The organism is Ciceribacter thiooxidans, assembly GCF_014126615.1.
In the GTDB taxonomy this organism is placed as follows: Bacteria; Pseudomonadota; Alphaproteobacteria; order Rhizobiales; family Rhizobiaceae; genus Allorhizobium; species Allorhizobium thiooxidans.
Genome location: NZ_CP059896.1, coordinates 3,016,679 through 3,031,161 on the forward strand (window position 1 = coordinate 3,016,679; position 14,483 = coordinate 3,031,161).

Below are 14,483 nucleotides of genomic sequence, written 5' to 3' on the forward strand. Positions count from 1 at the left end.
AGTATCCTCAGGTTCGGATCGTTTCGATCAGCTGCCGGATGGCAGCCAGGTCTATGCCTGCATCGCGCGCGGCGGAGTGGCGGCTTGCATCTCGCGGGGCCGCGGATGCTCCGATCTCGGACAGGAGCTCGGAGCGTTTGTCTCGGGTAAAGCCGGCTCTCGCTAGCGCGGCCTCTGTCTGGCGGCGGGCCATCAGCCCGCGATCCATGTTCTTGGTGTTGGCCGAAGAAGAACTGTCGATGGCATTGTCGACGGTATCGGCGAAGCCCTTCTCGACGGCTTCGGACGGTCCCATGAAGGTTTCCGCGTCCATGAGCTTTTCGATATCCTTGCGCTTCATGCCGGTGCGCGCTTCGTAGATATCGGCGATCGCACTGTCGAATCCGTCGAAGAGCGATGCTGCCTCGCGCATGTCGTGCCGGTTTCCGACGACGACACCCCAGGCATTGTGCACCATCATGAAGGTACCGAGACCCATGCGGATTTCGTCGCCGGCCATGGCGATGATGGATGCCGCCGAGGCCGCCCAGCCAAGCACTTCGACGGTCACCTTGGCAGGATGATTGCGGAGCAGGTTGTAGATCGCGATCCCCTCGAACATGTCACCGCCGGGAGAGTTGATCTTGACCGTCACGTCCTTGCTGCCGATCGAGCGCAATGCCGCCGACACGCGTTTGGCGGTGACGCCGCCGCCGGTCCACCAATCCTCACCGATCACCTCGAACATGGTGATCGTATTGTCGGACTCTTCGCCGGCGGCCATGGGTACCTCTGCCCATTTTGCGAGCACATCCGACGGGGCGTCCCACTGAAAATTCTGCGGGCGCTGGAATGTCTTTGCCTCGGGCAACTGTCGCAAACTCATTTTCTGGAACCTCCCGCAGGGCGGCTGATCATCGCGCCGCTTTTCAGCAATCCGGCAGGCCGGGGAACCGGCCTAACGGCTTTCAGGGTCTTGGGCTGGCTCATTGCCGCCACCATCACTCTTGCCGCCGGCGGTATTCGGCGGCGGGTAGAAAACATCTCCACCTTCCCTCGGGTTCATGTCTTCGAGCGCGCGGATTTCGTTCGGGCTCGAAACGCCCCACTGCAGGGCTTTTACGTGCGCTTCCCATCTGGCCTTGATGTCGGCGCGCACCAGTGCAGCCCTGTTGAACTTTGCGTACAGATTGCTCTCTTCCGGAATGAGGTCCCTGTTTATCGTCTCTTCCCATGTCGTCAGGTCATCCTCGGCGCTGAAGGTCAGAAACCCCTGTGTCTGCACTTCGATGCCGGTCCCCCAGGAAGATGATTTTTCGGTGTCGCCGATCATGTGTGGCGGCACGCCGAAGAACATGGAGATATCGGTGCGTGAGAATTTCCGGCTTTCGATCCATTGAGCATCCTCGGATGTCATCGAAAGCTGCTCGGTCGACATTCCCTCTTCGAGGATCAGCGCCTTGCCTTCGCTCTCCCCGCCGGCTCGATAGTTGTCCAGACTGGCGCGGAGGAATTCGACGCCCTCCGGTCCGAGTTTGTTCGGGTGCTTCAGCACGACGCTCGGGCGCGCGCCGTTCTTGAAGACGGAAGCGCCGTAATTGTCCATGGACATCGAGAGTCCGATGGTCTCGCGAGCATATGTGATCACGGACACACCGACCACACCGTCGAGCGTCAATCCGACGAGGTGGAAAACCTCGCTTTGCGCGAGCGTGATCTGTTTTCCATCCTTGCGCGTATAAGTATAGCTGATCGACAGGTCGTCGTTCTGGCGGGGCTTGACCCTGTCGGGGTGCATGGGAATCAGTTCGATCACGCTTTGGCGCGACTTCACGATCATTGCATAGGCATTGCCGCGCAACAGGAGATGCGCCTGCATCATCCGCTTGAACTGGGCAGGCGTCTGCCATCGGTTCGGACGGCGCCGGAAGATCTTCCAAAGCGGGTCGTCCGACGCATCCTCGCGCGTCCGTTCGTCGATCCGCCGCTTGATGTGCAGCGGCATGTTGGCGACGACGCCGGAGCGGATCCGGACACATGCGTAGACTGCGGCAACGCGCATTGCCCGATCCGGTGTAACCGCGAGCCCGGCTCCGGTCATGGAGCCGCCGCGCATGGCCGCCTCCAGTTCCTGTGGCGTCGAGATGACGACGCCGCCGCCCTTGTCCTGATAAGCAGCTTGCGGCTGCACGGCCGGTGCATCCGCCCTGCCGAACAATTTTGACCAAAATGCCACGGCCGCTCCTAATTCACATCACGAGAAGACCGCGATCGCGGTAAACCGAAAGCCCATTGGCCTCGGGATTAAGAAACATCAGCATCGCCGCGTTGAAAGTTGCCATCAGCGGGTCGATCTTCGACGCGCCGGCCGCCTGCTTCGTGACGATGTAGTTTGAGCCCTTGAGCTCTGTCTTCGCATTGCCGACAGCCCATGCCATCAGCGGCTGGCCGCAATGGCGCATGGTTCTGTCCTTCAGTTTGCGCGGCAGCGTCGTGACTGCCGACTGGAGCTTCCATCCCTGGCCAACGGCCATTGTAAGCTCACCTGCCATGCCTCGCTCTGCAAGTGCGTCCAGCAGGCTCGCGATCCCGAATGCATCTAGGCCGATACCGGCGCGCTCGGGCAGGAGGCCCGCCAGATGCAGCCGCTCGCAGATATCCACGATTTCGGCGATGTCCTGATCGGGATCTTCACAGACGACCAGGTCGCCATCCTTTTCGAAGTCGCGCAGGCGAGGCGCGATTTCCTTGCGCCGTTCAAAGACATCCGGATAGGCCCAGGCACGAACCCAGTGAAGCCATACCCGTGTCTTGGCATGACGGCCTATGACAGACGCCGCCATCAAGTCGTCGAGCCCGCCGCCGTCGATCCCCACCACGCACACATCGCACTCGGCAATGATGTGATCGAGCGTGAGTTCCTTGTCGCCAGCCCCCTCCCAGTAGGCGGCGCCGGCCCATCGATCGGCATGCAGACCGAGACCGATCTCGACGTTGAAGTGCTGCGAAGCGATCAGCGCCAGCTTTTCCGGACCTTCGCGCTCGGCTGTCGCTATCTCTCCGGCGAGATAGTCCTCATTGACCGAGCGGTTGAGGTTCGGATTGACCAGACCCCACGTTTCGCGCCGCTTCCATCCACCGTTTACCGCATCTTCCGGCGGCAGCTCGTAAAGGACGGCGAGCATCGGAAAATCGAAGAGCCCGTCGCGAACGTCGCGAGCCTTCTGGAGTTCCGCCTTGAACACGCCTGCCGGCGGCGTCTTCGACTGCGTCGTGATCTGGAGCAGGAACCCGTCAGGGCGGGCTGCAAGCGAACCACGGATTTCGACGAAGATATCGGCGGCCTTGGCGATCGTTGCGAAGACATGCGTCTCGTCGATCAGGATGTAGGTCGCCTTCGATCCGGTGATGACGTCAGCCGCAGCGGCCTTGACGACGATGACCGCAAGCGTGTTCAGGTGCGTGATCTTCTTCAGGTGATCCTGAAGATGAAAAAGCTTCGATAGTTCGTCGTCCAACCGGATGATACCGGCCGCTTGCTTGAAGGAAATATCCGCGATCTGCTTCGTCGGAGCGATTAGCAGCAATTCCGCTTCCGGTCGTTCGTTCAGGATGGCCGCAGTAACGATGATGGCCGCGGCAATCGACGACTTCCCGTTCTTCTTCGGCACCAGCAGGAAGAACTCCCGCAGTGCCCGGCGTTTCGTCTCCGGATCATAGCTGCCGAAGACGACGCGAACGAAATCGAAGACCCAGTCGTCGCAAACCTCTCCGTAGGTCGGGTTTCCGATGATGTCCGGAACCCGCAGCCGCTTGAAGATGCGGAGTGCCTTTTCGGCAACCGCATCGTAGAGCGGCAAGTCCGGGACGAGCGGCCGGCGGTTGCGGATTCGCTCCTTCCAATCCGGAACCGCCGTCGACCAGGTCGAAGCCGGCACCCATGCCGTGTCCATCACTGCACCTTGTGAACGCCGGGCAGCAGGTCATTGCCCCATGTGCTGCCTTCTCCGGCGGTCGCAGCCTCCAGCTTTTGTTTTTCCTTCTTGCCGAGCTGCTTTTCTTCCTTGTCTTGCTTCCTGTCGCCTTGCGCCTGGCGAAGGCGAGCGTCGATCAGCATCGTGTCCGAGCGTTCCACCATCTTCCCCAGTTCCTTGAGAGCCGCGACGTTTCCGGCGTTCGCCTGCTCCATGGCGATCTCGAAGCGCCGTGCATCGAACCGATCGCGCATCGCATCGCGCTCCTTGAGCTCGGCTCTAAAATACCTCTTCACCGTGGCCGCCGAGCGTCCGATCGCGTTGCCGATCCGCTCGTTCGACCATCCGAGCGCCAGCAACAGCTTGACTTTATTGCGATCTTTTTCCGTCGCCTCATAGGGCGGCCGTCCGCGCTTGCCTTTCCACTCCGGAATCGGCTGCCCGAACAGGTCGAAATTCTCTTCCATCAGAAAAAAATCTCCACGTGAGGGGGACGCGGGTCCGGGCGGCGAGGGCTTCCAGACTTTCGACCCACCCCCTCCCCTCGCGTGCTGAGCCTTGTCAGGTAGTGGTCGACTTGTCACCGCTGCGGCCGTTTGCAGCCTACCAGCGAGCCTGTGCCCGCTCCTCTTTCTGCTTCAGCTTGTCGTGGCAGGTCTTACAGAGGCACTGCAGGTTCTTCTCATCCCAGAACAGCACCTCATCACCGCGATGGGCGATCTTGTGGTCTGCGACGAGAAGCGACGTGTTCGGCTCGATGCGTCCGCATCCTGTCATCTGGCAGGTGAACTGATCTCTGATCAGCACCGACATGCGCAGCTTCTGCCATCGAGCAGTCTTGTACCAGCTGCGCCACGTCACAGTCTGGTCTCGCTCGCGAAGTCGTGCCTTCTCGTCGCCAGGCGCCCGTCCTATACGAGGAGCGATCGTGCCGATGCGTGGCGCCAGCGCCTTCAAGCGTCCCATACCCTTTAGACACGACAAAGCCCGGCTCATCACCGGGCTCTCATCCGTCATCAGGTCATAGCTTTCGCACTGGCCCTGAATCGGTGCCTCGCTCGTCGAGGCTGTCAGGGCTGGGGCTGACCGGCGTACCGACCTCGGGATTGCTCCCCGCTTTCTAGGCGTTCTCAGAGGCTCACTTCAGGATCATCAGCTCATCCAGTGGAAGAATGACTCTCACAGTTTTTCGAGCATGGCAATAGGCATCGTCACCGGTGTCTCCCGCCCGAAGATGTTCACCGATACGACCACGTCGCCCTTTCCCTTGCTGTTCGGCGTGATCACTTCCGCATCGAACCCTGAGTATGCGAAGAGCTTGACGCGCACCTTGTCGCCGGCCTTCACCACGATCCCGCACTCCTGCTCCCAGTCATAGGCGCCGGCCTTGGCCATCGCCTGAAAACGCTGGACTTCCGAGGCACTTAGCCGCATCGGCTTCTCCGCTCCGCCGAGCACGCCGATCACGTTGTCGACCGCTTTGAAAGCCACCAAAACGGACGGGCTCGGGTCGCTCTGCACCAGCACGTAGCCGTAGATCACGGGCTGCAAAACGCCCGGAATGACCCTGTGCCGACGCCGCAGATCCGGCCCTTTCCGCTGCGGCACGAGCGAGGTTATCCCCAGGACTTCGAGCGCGTCCTGCACGACGAACTCGCGTCCGGTCATCACCCGAAGCGCAAACCACGGCGAATCGGCGTGGATGATTCGCGATGCCGCCTCCAACATTTCGAGCCGCGCCTCCGCCTCCCGCTCGTCGAAGCTCGACCGAGCGCATGTTGCAATCGCCACGCCGTTCATCGCCCTATGCTGCATCATCGCTCGCTCCGTTCCTCGTGCCGTCCACTGCCGCCCTGAATTCCGCCATCGCGTCTTCCGGCTCTCCCGGCGGGAAGTAGAGCCATTCCGGCGATGGCTCCGGCAGCCATGGCCAGCCCATCCGCTCGTGCAGCGCCTTCCATCGCGCCGCCTCGTCGCTGTCGCGGTGCACCTTCACGAAGCTCTCCGCGATCCCCACGAGCGGCCCGTGCACCAGCATGCCGACCCGCCTTTCGGCCTTGTCGTGCATTTCCGTCACCTTCGGCCAGCCATAGCGTGCCCGGCGCTCACGCTCGATTTCCCGCGCCCGGTCGGCGTCCCGCATCTGCGTCTGTTGCCAGGTCGTCAGCGCCGGCCATCCCCGCTCCGCCATGGGCTGCAGAAGCTCGGCGAAGCGCCGCGCCATCCATGGCCGCGAGAACGGGTTGTGCAGCACGGGCGGCGCCACGGCCGAGGTCGGCACGTCCATCAGCAGCCACTTGCGCTCCCTGAGGTAGACCGATGGATAGACGAACGTGCCCTTGATCGCCTCGGTCGCCCTGATGAAGGCCGGCGTCCGCGCAATGCAGTCCTCCCGCTCGTCTGGCCGCATGGCCATCCATTCGCGCAGCGCCGCGTCCCGGCTCGTCCCGGCATAGTTCGGATAGGTCGGCCACCACTTGTCGAACTTGCGCACCGCCGCCTTGGGATTTTCTTCTCTTCCCTCGTTCGCGCTCGCGCCTTCTCTCTCCCGTTCTTCAGGAGGTGTTAAACAGGAGGTATTTAACATAGGTGCCGACTCTGGACCGGCAGGGGGTGCCGACTCTGGACCGGCAGGGGGTGCCGGTATACCGGCAGGGGGTGCCTCCTCTTCCGCGTCGGAAATAGGACCACATTCCTCGTCCTCGTCGGCGCGATATGCATCGAAATCATAGCCGGCCGGCGGCGCCGTATCGTAGATCACGCGATACCAATGCGCGCTGTCGCGGCCGTTCTCGCTCACCACCTCGCGCCGCTCCACCGCGCCGATATCCACCAGCCGGTTGATCGAAGCCTGTACCGTGGAACGCGCGCAGCCGAGCTGCTTGGCAATCGTCACCTGGCTTCGCCGTGCCCATCCGTTCCGGCGGTTGGCGTTGCAGCCAAGTATGCAGAGCACCTGCAGATCCTTGCCCTTGAGGTCCGGGCAGGACACCACCCAACCGGGTATTACGGAAAGCCGCGGTATGCCAACGTTGCTCATTCCGCCGCCTCCAGTCGCATCGCGGCGAGTGCCGCGTCGCCCCATTGTTGCGCGGCAGCAGCCGCCATGCCGGGAAAGAACCGGCTGCGCTCGTGGCCGCGATCCGGACGGCGTGGCATCCGCCATACGCGGTTCCATGCCTTCCATTCGTCGCTTCCCTTTTCCGGCTCCGGCAGGCAGTCGGTCGCCTCGAGCGGCGGCAGGCCGCGCAGATACCACCCGGTTGCCTTGTATTCCGGATGGCCGAACATGTGCGGCTGCACGATCTGCGGCGCCGGCAGGTCCGCCGGCATCCGGTCGCGGGCGAGGTCGTGCATTTCCGGGTTTTCGATCGCGACGCGCGCGATCGGCGCCCGCCAGCAGGCGATGAAGAGCGCGACGCCCGCTTCGAATTCCGCCTGCATGTCCTCCCAGGTGCGCCCGCGTGGCAGCGCCTTCGGCGGCGTCATCTTGCCGGGACCGGAAAGCCAGCGCCGGCCGGACCGGCAAAGCCGCGTGCACGGCGGATGCACGACGACGAGCATATCCCACCCGTCGCCAAGCACGTCGCGAACATCGCCGCGGATATGCCGGTTGCTGCCGTCCTCGGCCGGCAGGAGATCGCAGGACCATGCATCGAACCCGCGCGCGAGGAAGGCGTTGCGCACGACGCCGGAGAATTCGCAGCCGATGAGAACGCGAGGCATCACCATGTTCCTAGACTCCGCTCGACACGGACAGCGTCAAACTGGGCAAGGAACTCCTCTTCCGCCTGCTCCGGCGTCCAGAATTTCAGATCGATGCCGAGCGGTGGACCGGGCGTGTTATCCCACTGGAGAGGAACTAGGTTTTGCGCGATCTCATCGGCGAGGATCCGGTAATCCGCATCCTTCAGCACAGAGGGCATTTCGATGTAGAGATGAAACCGATTCGCGATCACCTCCATCAGGCGGTCTTCGACCTCGCGATAGTTCGCAAGCTCCGGTTTCAGCGGCCTCGGAATGTCGAGAATGTAGGCTTCGCTCGCATCGTGCAGCAGCGCCCACCGCGCGACCAATCTGCCGTGCTCCGCCTGCAGGTGCCGCGACAGGAGCACGCAATGTTCCGCCACGCTGTAGAACCGCACGCAGTGTCCGGCATAGCGGCACTGCATGGAAAGTGCATGCGCGATGTCGCGGATGTCCACCTCGTCATGGCGTGCGTCGAGCGGATAGAAGCGCTTCCCGGTATAGGTCTGTATCCAGCCGCCGATTCTCGTGTCGTTCATCGCCCGCTCCCCCGCTGCCATACGCCGCCATAGTCCGCGACGATCGCCCGCACCTCTTCCTCACCGCCGAGATAGACCGGCGGCTGCGACCGTCCGGAAAGGACCGAGAGAAAGAGGCGGCCCGTGCGCGCCACCTCCTCCCGCTCTTCCGCCGAAAGCTGCCAGCAGGAGACGGAGCAATTACCGTTGGTGAATGTGTGCAGCTCGGAGACGGTCTCCTCCTGCCCGGCCGGTGCTTTCAACAGCATGTTGGCGCCCGCGAATGCCACTGCCTCCGCCATCACGCCGCCGCCTTCTCTTCACCCGCCGCGCCGAGGAAACCGCGCGCCCTGTCGATCATGTCGTCGTGCATGCGCATCGGCATCAGCAGCAGGAGCCGATTTTCGTGTCCGGTCCGGAAGACAACCGGTGCAAACGGTTCGATCTGACTCATCGTCAGCGTGTCGCCGCGGACCATGCGCAAGGTCTCCCGCAGGTAGCGCGCGTTGAAGACCGCGGAGATCGGCGCACCTGCTGCCGCGTGGCGCTCATCTCCGGAAACCTCGTCAAAGCCTTTGGCCGAAAGCGCCACCGAACTGCCGTCGGAAACGACCGCGACCGGCATCACCATGTTTCGCGGAGATAGCGCCGTCAGCCGGTTCAGCGCGCCCGTGAGCGCCATGCGGTCAAATTCCGCTGCTGGCGCATCCTGCGGGATCACCCGGCGGACGTCCGGATAGGTCCCGTCGATCAGCTTGGCGACGAGCCGCATGCCGCCGGCCGCCGCCACGATGCGCAGCCCGGATTCGGAGACGCCGAGGCTTGTCACTGGCGGCATTCCGGCGAGCAGCTTGGCCGCCTTGGTGAAGATGATCAGGTTCTTGAAATCATGCGCATTGACGCCCTCGCAGAGCGCCAGCCGGTGCCCGTCCGTCGCCACCACGGCGTGGCCGAACAGGCAGACTCCGTTCAGATAATAGCGCGTCTCTTCGCGGCTTGCGAAAGGCAGCACATAGCTGATCGCCTGGCGCAGAGCCTCGCCGTCTACGGTAATCTGCTCCCTTTTGTCGGGGAGTGAAATATGCGGAAAATCCTCCACCTTTGCGGTCGGCAGGCGATAGCGCCCCGCCCGCCCGGCAACCACCGCCGGCCCGCCATCCTCGTCTATGGTGATCGTCAGCGGCTCGTCGGCGGAGAGCACCGAGGTCAGCGCCAGCATCTCGCGGAAGGGCAGCAGCCCCTCGCCTTCGAAGGCGGTCGCCGGAAGCGAGACGGAAAATTCGCAATCGAGGTCCGTCGCCGTCAGGCTCCCGCCGGCGCATTTGACCATGTTGAGAACGGGGATTGTGAACCCCTTTTCCACGACCGGTTTCAGCGCCTTCAGCGCCGTTTTCAGCATGCCTGCATTCGTCTCGATTTTCATGCTGCGACTCCTTCGTCCTTGCCGCCCCGTTCCACGTGACGGCTGCTGAAACACGTTGATTCCGCTTGATCTTCCGGCGGCAGATAGAACCGCTCCACCGGCACGCCGAGCCAGCGGCAGAGCGCGATCACCTTTCCGGCGCTCACCATCTGCCCGCCCATGGCGCGGGAAAGGTCGGAAGCCGTCACGCCGATCTCGGCGCCGATGGCGCGGATGCCGCGCGTATCCGGTCCGCGCCGCGCCCTGAGTGCACGGGCGAAGGCCCGCCAGTCGTAATCGGCGCGCGCCGGGTCGCGCCCGTTCGGCAATCCGCTCATCGGTATCCCTCCAGCATGATTTCCATGGAAACGAGGTCGAAGCCGAGCGCGAACCACAGCCGCTCGGCATGGGCGGCCATCACCGGCTGGCCGCCGGTCATCGCCTGTTGCAGCACCGCTTTCGATACATTGGCGCGCTTGGCGATCACCGCCTTTTCCGCCCGCTCGGCATTGCGCCGCGCGATATCCTCCGCCCGCCGCTCCGGCGGAAAACTCGCCGCCAGATTGCCGGCATGGCGCACCTGGGCGGTGAGGAAGAGGCGCAGTGCATCGGGGGAGAATTCTGGTTTCATGGAGCACCCGCCTTCCGGCCTGCCTGCCAGCGGCGATGCCACCTCTCCGCTTCGCGCTTCTCGATCGCCCGGAGGTTGGCTTTCAGCCGGTTCAGTCGTCCTTCAGTGATCCGCTGAATCTCGCGTATCGTCTCCACGTCACGGCGGCAGGTCACGGAGTTGCGGATGACCGAGACGATCAGCTCCCAGCTCGGCGCCCTCTTTTCTGACAAAACAGGCGCCCGCTTGATGACCTTGAAGTCACTGCCATCAAACTCCATCAGACCCGCCCACGTCGGGATATCCGACTTTTTCAGAAGGCCTGCCGGCGCTACGTAGAAGAACCGGTCGGAAACGGAGAGCGCCGCCCGCTGCTTCTCTTCCCTATCGCGATTGAAGTCCTGCCGGCTTACCTTGATTTCGTAAGCGACAGCGCGGAATTGCTTCGATGCAGCGACTTCGAGCGTCCAGAAATCCACCCGGCGCGAATAGGTGCCCGGTCCGGTCTCTGCGAATAGTTCCATTTCGACAACGCAGATCTTTGCTGCATTGATCGTCATCAGCGCGTCGACAATGGCTCGTGCGGTGATCTTTTCGGTCATGGCGCTTCCTCACGCATGCCCGGCGCCCAGAACCGGCCTTGTTCGTCGGACGGGCCAAGAAACATCCCGCGTTCCACCAGCGCCGCGACCAGGGCGTCGCCCGTGCTCGGCCGGACGCCGAGCAGCCGGCGCAACTCGCCGGCCGTGATGAACTTCAGCCCCGTGGCATAGGCCACCGCCTCGTCCAGCCGATCCGCAACACGCTCCTCCACCGTCCGCCGCGGCGTCTCGCGGGCGAATTCCACGTCGACGACCGGGCCCATCACCACCGCCGGAGAAACATTGCCGCCCGCTCCCGGCAGCAGCGCCGGCGCATCGGCAAAGCGCGCCCAGTCCACCCGGATCACCCGCGTTTCCTCGCTGCCGTAGCTGCCGTCCCCGTTGCGCTCCCAGATGAACCAGCCGGTATTCATCTGGCTGGAGGCCTTCTTTCCCTCCCAGCCGTCGCGATGCATCATCGGCAGGCGGCGGGTGAAGACATAGACCCGGCTCGGCGGGTTCTCATCCATCACGTAGCAGCGGTCCGGATCATCGAATCCGGCGAAGAAATTGAGGTTGAGCAGCAGCGCCATCTTGCCCGGCCGGAAGGCTTTCAGCGCATGGGCGATATAGGCATTGGCAATGCCGTAGGGCGGATTGGTGACGATGTCCGCACCAACGCCCTCGCCCTCCGTCCGCAGGGTCAGGAAATCGCCGACCCGCTGCAGCTCGCCAAATTGCGTCGCAATCCCGCGATCGACGAGATCGGAGATCCGCACATCATAGCCCGCCGCCTCGAGCGGCCTGAGAATCGCTCCCTTGCCGACGCTCGGCTCCAGCACGGTCCCGGAAAAGCTTTCCAGCGCCAAGAGCGTGCGCATGGCCTCGACCGGCGTTTCGTAGAGGTCGTCACCGCGTTCGTCCTTCGTCGCGGTCTTCGTGCCGATCGCGTGGCCGGCGGCGCGTTTCAGCCCCGCCCGGCTCGGCTCCAGTCCCTCGTCGAGGCGCGCTTCGACGACCCGCTCGATAAAGCCGGGCTCCGCCCGCTCGGCATTGCGGATGCTGCGGGCCTCGTGCAGGCGCCGCTTGTCGATCCCGACCTCTTCGAGCGTGAAACGGTCCTCGTCGTGGACCGTTTTCTGCCGGCCACCGCGCGAGAGCTTGCCGTTCACCTGCGCTTCGTCCACCGCGTCGGCCATCGCCACATAGCAGAGGCTTTCGATTTTGAGCGCGTCGGCCTGCATGCGCCGCGCCTTGTCGATCAGTTCGCGGCTCGCCTTCACCTTTTCGGCATAGGCGCCCGCCGCCTTGGCCTGCTCATAGGCCCCGGAGGAGAGCAGCAGCGCGGCCTCCACATCGCCGGCGGAAAGCGCCGTGCGCGCCCGCTCGATCGTGGCGACGAGTTCGGAGGAGTCGGCGGAGATCGGGGCGAGTGCGTTCATCGGCGGCACTCCCGTGCCTTTTTCAGAAGCTCCCGCCGCGACACCTCAACCGCGCCAGCCGCTACGGCGCGCAGACGGTTTGCCTTGCAGAGGTCGTAATGAGGTGCCCCGGCCTTGTCCTGAAACCAGCGCCGGACGCCGAGGCGCATCGCCATCGCATGCAGCTCGTCGAGGCTGTCCGCCGTCATATGGCACATCACCATGCGGCCGAGCCGGTAGCGCGGCGCGTCGACATACACCATCACCGCCCCCATCCGCTGTCGTCGATCAGCGCGCAGACATCGCGCTCCGGCATGCCGAGATGCCGGGCGATCGCAAAGGTCGACCACTTTTCCGAAACGAAGAGGTGCAGCACGCGCTCTGTCTGCGCCTGCCGCACCAGAAGTTCCCGTCGTGTCTGATGCTCGGAGGCCGCGATCATCTGCATCAGCCCTTGATCTGGCCGATGCGCTGCAGCGTGTCCTTGCGTGTCAGCTTTTCTGCCGCCGCGTCCTGCCGACGTGCGATATCCCGCGCGTCCCTGATGGATTCCCAGCGTCCTGGCTCCCACGCCCAGGAAGGAAGCGTGACCTTGAGGCCCGAAGTCGTCATACGACGCTCCGGGTTCGGCCCCTTGAACTCCATTTGCGGCGTGGTTTCGGACGGTGGCAGCCGGAAGATGAAGCAATATTTCAGCGCCGTCGGGCGGAATGCTCCGTTTTCCGTCGCCCTGATCAAGAGAATCCCGGCGTCGGCGCCATCGCCGAGCGCGATATCGAAGCGCTCTGCCTGACCGAAATGCTTGTGAAACTCGGTCGACGGAATGGAAATCTGGATACGCCAGTTCTTGTCGCCGCCGTTGCGTCCTCCGGTGCCGATGCAGGAGACTTTGAATTCCGACGTCTTGGCGCGGGCGACCGGGGAAAGAAGCGTGAAACCCATCGCCTCAATCCCCCTCGCCGACGATCTTCAAACCGCCGCGCTCTCCGCCGGCCGCCTTGACGACGGCGATGGAGTTGCGGAAATCGGAAAGCGAGCGTTCCGCCTCCGATGCGCCGCGGTCGATGATGTGCGCCTCGGTCGGGCTGACGACGCCATCGGCATAGGCCGTGGCGACATCACCAGCGAGCGAGGCCATGCGCTGCATCAGGTCGGCATGGGCCGAGAGGATGCCGGCCTGCTTCGCCTTCTCGTCTTCCGGGTCGGTGATCCGGCGTCCGTTCGCCGCCGCCATCACGGCGGTGACGAAGGCCCGCCCGCAATCGGCCTCCAGCGCGACGACCGCCGGAATCGGCATCACCGTCGGATCGTTGCGATCCTTCCAGCGCCCGACCGTGGTCTTGCCGTAGCCGCATTTCTCGGCGGCGCGCTCAATCCCGCAACATGCCTCGATCAGATCGAACTGCGCTGCCTTCAGGCGAAAAAGAAAAGCATCCATCGTCTTGTCTCCAAAGACAAAAATCTTTCCCGCGCCGGGAAAACCAAGCGTCGTTTCCCGTGGCGGGAATGAGCGGAATTTCAGAAAATCAGGCCGTCACATCACGGAGGCCCGCATGCATTCGGCATCATCAAATCGTCCAGAGCGCCAACCTTTCCGGCAGGCACCCATGCAGGCCGAAAGGCCGTCCGAGCGAGTGCGAGGCGCCCGCGCAGGCCAGCGCGAAGCGCGACCGGCCGTGAGCGAGAAAAATCCAGCCCCGTCCGGAGCGAAGGCCGAAGGCCGACAGCGTGAGGACAAAGAAAACGCGCGACAGGCCGTGAGCGAGAGAACTGGACATCCGCCATGCCCCGTGCTCGGTTGCGAGTCGCCAAACACCACAAGGAGAACGGGACATGACGGAAGAGGAAATGGAAAACGACCCGGCCTATCTGCGGGGCAGGATCGACGCCCTGCAGGTGACGCTCGATGCGGTCATATCGTTGCTTCCGATCCCGGCGCTGCATGCGATCGGGTATCATCTCGCCCACGAAGCCGGCAGCGCCGAAAGAGCCAGGGATTCCGACCCGGCCCATATCGACTGGGACATGTGGGAGCGCAGCCACCATCCGAAGGACAGGCCGCCGCCGGTCACGATCCAGGCCAACACCTTCCTCGACCACGTGGAACCGCTCATCGAATTGATGGAGTCCAGAATAGAGGACAAGGAGATGGACGACGGATATTCCGTCCTCGCGGCCACGCCGAAAGCGATTGCACAATACGCCGAAGAACGGCGCATCCAGCGGGAGCGCCTGCAAGAAAAGGACTAGA

Annotated in this window: 20 protein-coding genes; 1 reads left to right on the forward strand and 19 read right to left on the reverse strand. The window is 63.5% G+C overall.

Translation table 11 applies throughout. The features are described from left to right. Window positions 1–7 precede the first annotated feature (7 nt). The 19 genes from H4I97_RS14780 to H4I97_RS14870 all read right to left on the reverse strand — a co-directional run bounded on the left by H4I97_RS14780 (window position 8) and on the right by H4I97_RS14870 (window position 13,670). Window positions 8–865, reverse strand: coding sequence for a head maturation protease, ClpP-related (locus H4I97_RS14780; RefSeq protein ID WP_182305402.1), 858 nt, complete (start codon window positions 863–865; stop codon window positions 8–10). 72 nt (window positions 866–937) lie between these two features. Beyond that, window positions 938–2,170, reverse strand: a complete 1,233-nt coding sequence (locus H4I97_RS14785; RefSeq protein WP_244658663.1) for a phage portal protein — start codon at window positions 2,168–2,170, stop codon at window positions 938–940. A gap of 58 nt (window positions 2,171–2,228) precedes the next feature. Next, window positions 2,229–3,932: a terminase large subunit gene (locus tag H4I97_RS14790; protein WP_182305404.1), complete on the reverse strand. Its 1,704-nt coding sequence runs from the start codon at window positions 3,930–3,932 to the stop codon at window positions 2,229–2,231. Beyond that, window positions 3,932–4,420 carry an AraC family transcriptional regulator gene (locus H4I97_RS14795; protein ID WP_182305405.1) on the reverse strand — a complete coding sequence of 163 codons (489 nt, stop codon included), beginning with the start codon at window positions 4,418–4,420 and terminating at the stop codon, window positions 3,932–3,934. Before H4I97_RS14795 ends, H4I97_RS14790 begins: the two co-directional genes overlap by 1 nt. Before the next feature lie 136 nt (window positions 4,421–4,556). After that, on the reverse strand, window positions 4,557–4,970 hold the full coding sequence (locus H4I97_RS14800; RefSeq protein WP_244658664.1) for an HNH endonuclease: 414 nt from the start codon (window positions 4,968–4,970) through the stop codon (window positions 4,557–4,559). Between the two features lie 162 nt (window positions 4,971–5,132). Continuing rightward, the gene (gene nusG / locus H4I97_RS14805; RefSeq protein ID WP_182305406.1) at window positions 5,133–5,771 is read right to left on the reverse strand and encodes a transcription termination/antitermination protein NusG; all 639 of its coding nucleotides are present in this window, start codon (window positions 5,769–5,771) and stop codon (window positions 5,133–5,135) included. Then, complete coding sequence (locus H4I97_RS14810) at window positions 5,758–6,993, reverse strand: hypothetical protein (protein WP_182305407.1); 1,236 nt, start codon at window positions 6,991–6,993, stop codon at window positions 5,758–5,760. Before H4I97_RS14810 ends, nusG begins: the two co-directional genes overlap by 14 nt. Further along, complete coding sequence (locus H4I97_RS14815; protein WP_182305408.1) at window positions 6,990–7,685, reverse strand: hypothetical protein; 696 nt, start codon at window positions 7,683–7,685, stop codon at window positions 6,990–6,992. Before H4I97_RS14815 ends, H4I97_RS14810 begins: the two co-directional genes overlap by 4 nt. Then, the gene (locus tag H4I97_RS14820) at window positions 7,679–8,239 is read right to left on the reverse strand and encodes a phosphohydrolase (RefSeq protein ID WP_182305409.1); all 561 of its coding nucleotides are present in this window, start codon (window positions 8,237–8,239) and stop codon (window positions 7,679–7,681) included. Before H4I97_RS14820 ends, H4I97_RS14815 begins: the two co-directional genes overlap by 7 nt. Next, on the reverse strand, window positions 8,236–8,520 hold the full coding sequence (locus H4I97_RS14825; RefSeq protein ID WP_182305410.1) for a hypothetical protein: 285 nt from the start codon (window positions 8,518–8,520) through the stop codon (window positions 8,236–8,238). The genes H4I97_RS14820 and H4I97_RS14825 overlap by 4 nt, the downstream gene beginning before the upstream one ends. Beyond that, complete coding sequence (dnaN, locus tag H4I97_RS14830; RefSeq protein ID WP_182305411.1) at window positions 8,520–9,641, reverse strand: DNA polymerase III subunit beta; 1,122 nt, start codon at window positions 9,639–9,641, stop codon at window positions 8,520–8,522. Before dnaN ends, H4I97_RS14825 begins: the two co-directional genes overlap by 1 nt. After that, the gene (locus H4I97_RS14835) at window positions 9,638–9,958 is read right to left on the reverse strand and encodes a hypothetical protein (protein ID WP_182305412.1); all 321 of its coding nucleotides are present in this window, start codon (window positions 9,956–9,958) and stop codon (window positions 9,638–9,640) included. The genes dnaN and H4I97_RS14835 overlap by 4 nt, the downstream gene beginning before the upstream one ends. Then, window positions 9,955–10,251 carry a hypothetical protein gene (locus H4I97_RS14840; RefSeq protein ID WP_182305413.1) on the reverse strand — a complete coding sequence of 99 codons (297 nt, stop codon included), beginning with the start codon at window positions 10,249–10,251 and terminating at the stop codon, window positions 9,955–9,957. Before H4I97_RS14840 ends, H4I97_RS14835 begins: the two co-directional genes overlap by 4 nt. Beyond that, window positions 10,248–10,832, reverse strand: coding sequence for a hypothetical protein (locus tag H4I97_RS14845; protein WP_182305414.1), 585 nt, complete (start codon window positions 10,830–10,832; stop codon window positions 10,248–10,250). Before H4I97_RS14845 ends, H4I97_RS14840 begins: the two co-directional genes overlap by 4 nt. Beyond that, the gene (locus tag H4I97_RS14850) at window positions 10,829–12,253 is read right to left on the reverse strand and encodes a hypothetical protein (RefSeq protein ID WP_182305415.1); all 1,425 of its coding nucleotides are present in this window, start codon (window positions 12,251–12,253) and stop codon (window positions 10,829–10,831) included. Before H4I97_RS14850 ends, H4I97_RS14845 begins: the two co-directional genes overlap by 4 nt. Then, window positions 12,250–12,495, reverse strand: coding sequence for a DUF4031 domain-containing protein (locus tag H4I97_RS14855; RefSeq protein WP_210297084.1), 246 nt, complete (start codon window positions 12,493–12,495; stop codon window positions 12,250–12,252). Before H4I97_RS14855 ends, H4I97_RS14850 begins: the two co-directional genes overlap by 4 nt. Continuing rightward, on the reverse strand, window positions 12,495–12,680 hold the full coding sequence (locus tag H4I97_RS14860; RefSeq protein ID WP_182305417.1) for a hypothetical protein: 186 nt from the start codon (window positions 12,678–12,680) through the stop codon (window positions 12,495–12,497). Before H4I97_RS14860 ends, H4I97_RS14855 begins: the two co-directional genes overlap by 1 nt. Beyond that, on the reverse strand, window positions 12,680–13,174 hold the full coding sequence (locus tag H4I97_RS14865; protein WP_182305418.1) for a hypothetical protein: 495 nt from the start codon (window positions 13,172–13,174) through the stop codon (window positions 12,680–12,682). Before H4I97_RS14865 ends, H4I97_RS14860 begins: the two co-directional genes overlap by 1 nt. 4 nt (window positions 13,175–13,178) lie before the next feature. Then, on the reverse strand, window positions 13,179–13,670 hold the full coding sequence (locus H4I97_RS14870) for a phage regulatory CII family protein (protein ID WP_182305419.1): 492 nt from the start codon (window positions 13,668–13,670) through the stop codon (window positions 13,179–13,181). 395 nt (window positions 13,671–14,065) lie between these two features. Here H4I97_RS14870 and H4I97_RS14875 point away from each other — a divergent pair, with 395 nt between their 5' ends. Continuing rightward, window positions 14,066–14,482: a hypothetical protein gene (locus tag H4I97_RS14875; protein WP_182305420.1), complete on the forward strand. Its 417-nt coding sequence runs from the start codon at window positions 14,066–14,068 to the stop codon at window positions 14,480–14,482. Window position 14,483 lies beyond the last annotated feature (1 nt).

Excerpts from the sequence above, each read along its gene's own strand:
- H4I97_RS14840 (WP_182305413.1), bottom strand. The coding sequence starts at position 10,251 with ATGAAACCAGAATTCTCCCCCGATGCACTGCGCCTCTTCCTCACCGCC.
- H4I97_RS14820 (WP_182305409.1), bottom strand. The coding sequence starts at position 8,239 with ATGAACGACACGAGAATCGGCGGCTGGATACAGACCTATACCGGGAAG.
- H4I97_RS14870 (WP_182305419.1), bottom strand. The coding sequence starts at position 13,670 with ATGGATGCTTTTCTTTTTCGCCTGAAGGCAGCGCAGTTCGATCTGATC.
- H4I97_RS14845 (WP_182305414.1), bottom strand. The coding sequence starts at position 10,832 with ATGACCGAAAAGATCACCGCACGAGCCATTGTCGACGCGCTGATGACG.
- H4I97_RS14780 (WP_182305402.1), bottom strand. The coding sequence starts at position 865 with ATGAGTTTGCGACAGTTGCCCGAGGCAAAGACATTCCAGCGCCCGCAG.
- dnaN (WP_182305411.1), bottom strand. The coding sequence starts at position 9,641 with ATGAAAATCGAGACGAATGCAGGCATGCTGAAAACGGCGCTGAAGGCG.
- H4I97_RS14795 (WP_182305405.1), bottom strand. The coding sequence starts at position 4,420 with ATGGAAGAGAATTTCGACCTGTTCGGGCAGCCGATTCCGGAGTGGAAA.
- H4I97_RS14855 (WP_210297084.1), bottom strand. The coding sequence starts at position 12,495 with ATGGTGTATGTCGACGCGCCGCGCTACCGGCTCGGCCGCATGGTGATG.
- H4I97_RS14810 (WP_182305407.1), bottom strand. The coding sequence starts at position 6,993 with ATGAGCAACGTTGGCATACCGCGGCTTTCCGTAATACCCGGTTGGGTG.
- H4I97_RS14835 (WP_182305412.1), bottom strand. The coding sequence starts at position 9,958 with ATGAGCGGATTGCCGAACGGGCGCGACCCGGCGCGCGCCGATTACGAC.
- H4I97_RS14790 (WP_182305404.1), bottom strand. The coding sequence starts at position 3,932 with ATGGACACGGCATGGGTGCCGGCTTCGACCTGGTCGACGGCGGTTCCG.
- H4I97_RS14860 (WP_182305417.1), bottom strand. The coding sequence starts at position 12,680 with ATGCAGATGATCGCGGCCTCCGAGCATCAGACACGACGGGAACTTCTG.
- H4I97_RS14875 (WP_182305420.1), top strand. The coding sequence starts at position 14,066 with ATGACGGAAGAGGAAATGGAAAACGACCCGGCCTATCTGCGGGGCAGG.
- H4I97_RS14800 (WP_244658664.1), bottom strand. The coding sequence starts at position 4,970 with ATGACGGATGAGAGCCCGGTGATGAGCCGGGCTTTGTCGTGTCTAAAG.
- H4I97_RS14850 (WP_182305415.1), bottom strand. The coding sequence starts at position 12,253 with ATGAACGCACTCGCCCCGATCTCCGCCGACTCCTCCGAACTCGTCGCC.
- H4I97_RS14825 (WP_182305410.1), bottom strand. The coding sequence starts at position 8,520 with ATGGCGGAGGCAGTGGCATTCGCGGGCGCCAACATGCTGTTGAAAGCA.
- H4I97_RS14865 (WP_182305418.1), bottom strand. The coding sequence starts at position 13,174 with ATGGGTTTCACGCTTCTTTCCCCGGTCGCCCGCGCCAAGACGTCGGAA.
- H4I97_RS14815 (WP_182305408.1), bottom strand. The coding sequence starts at position 7,685 with ATGGTGATGCCTCGCGTTCTCATCGGCTGCGAATTCTCCGGCGTCGTG.
- nusG (WP_182305406.1), bottom strand. The coding sequence starts at position 5,771 with ATGATGCAGCATAGGGCGATGAACGGCGTGGCGATTGCAACATGCGCT.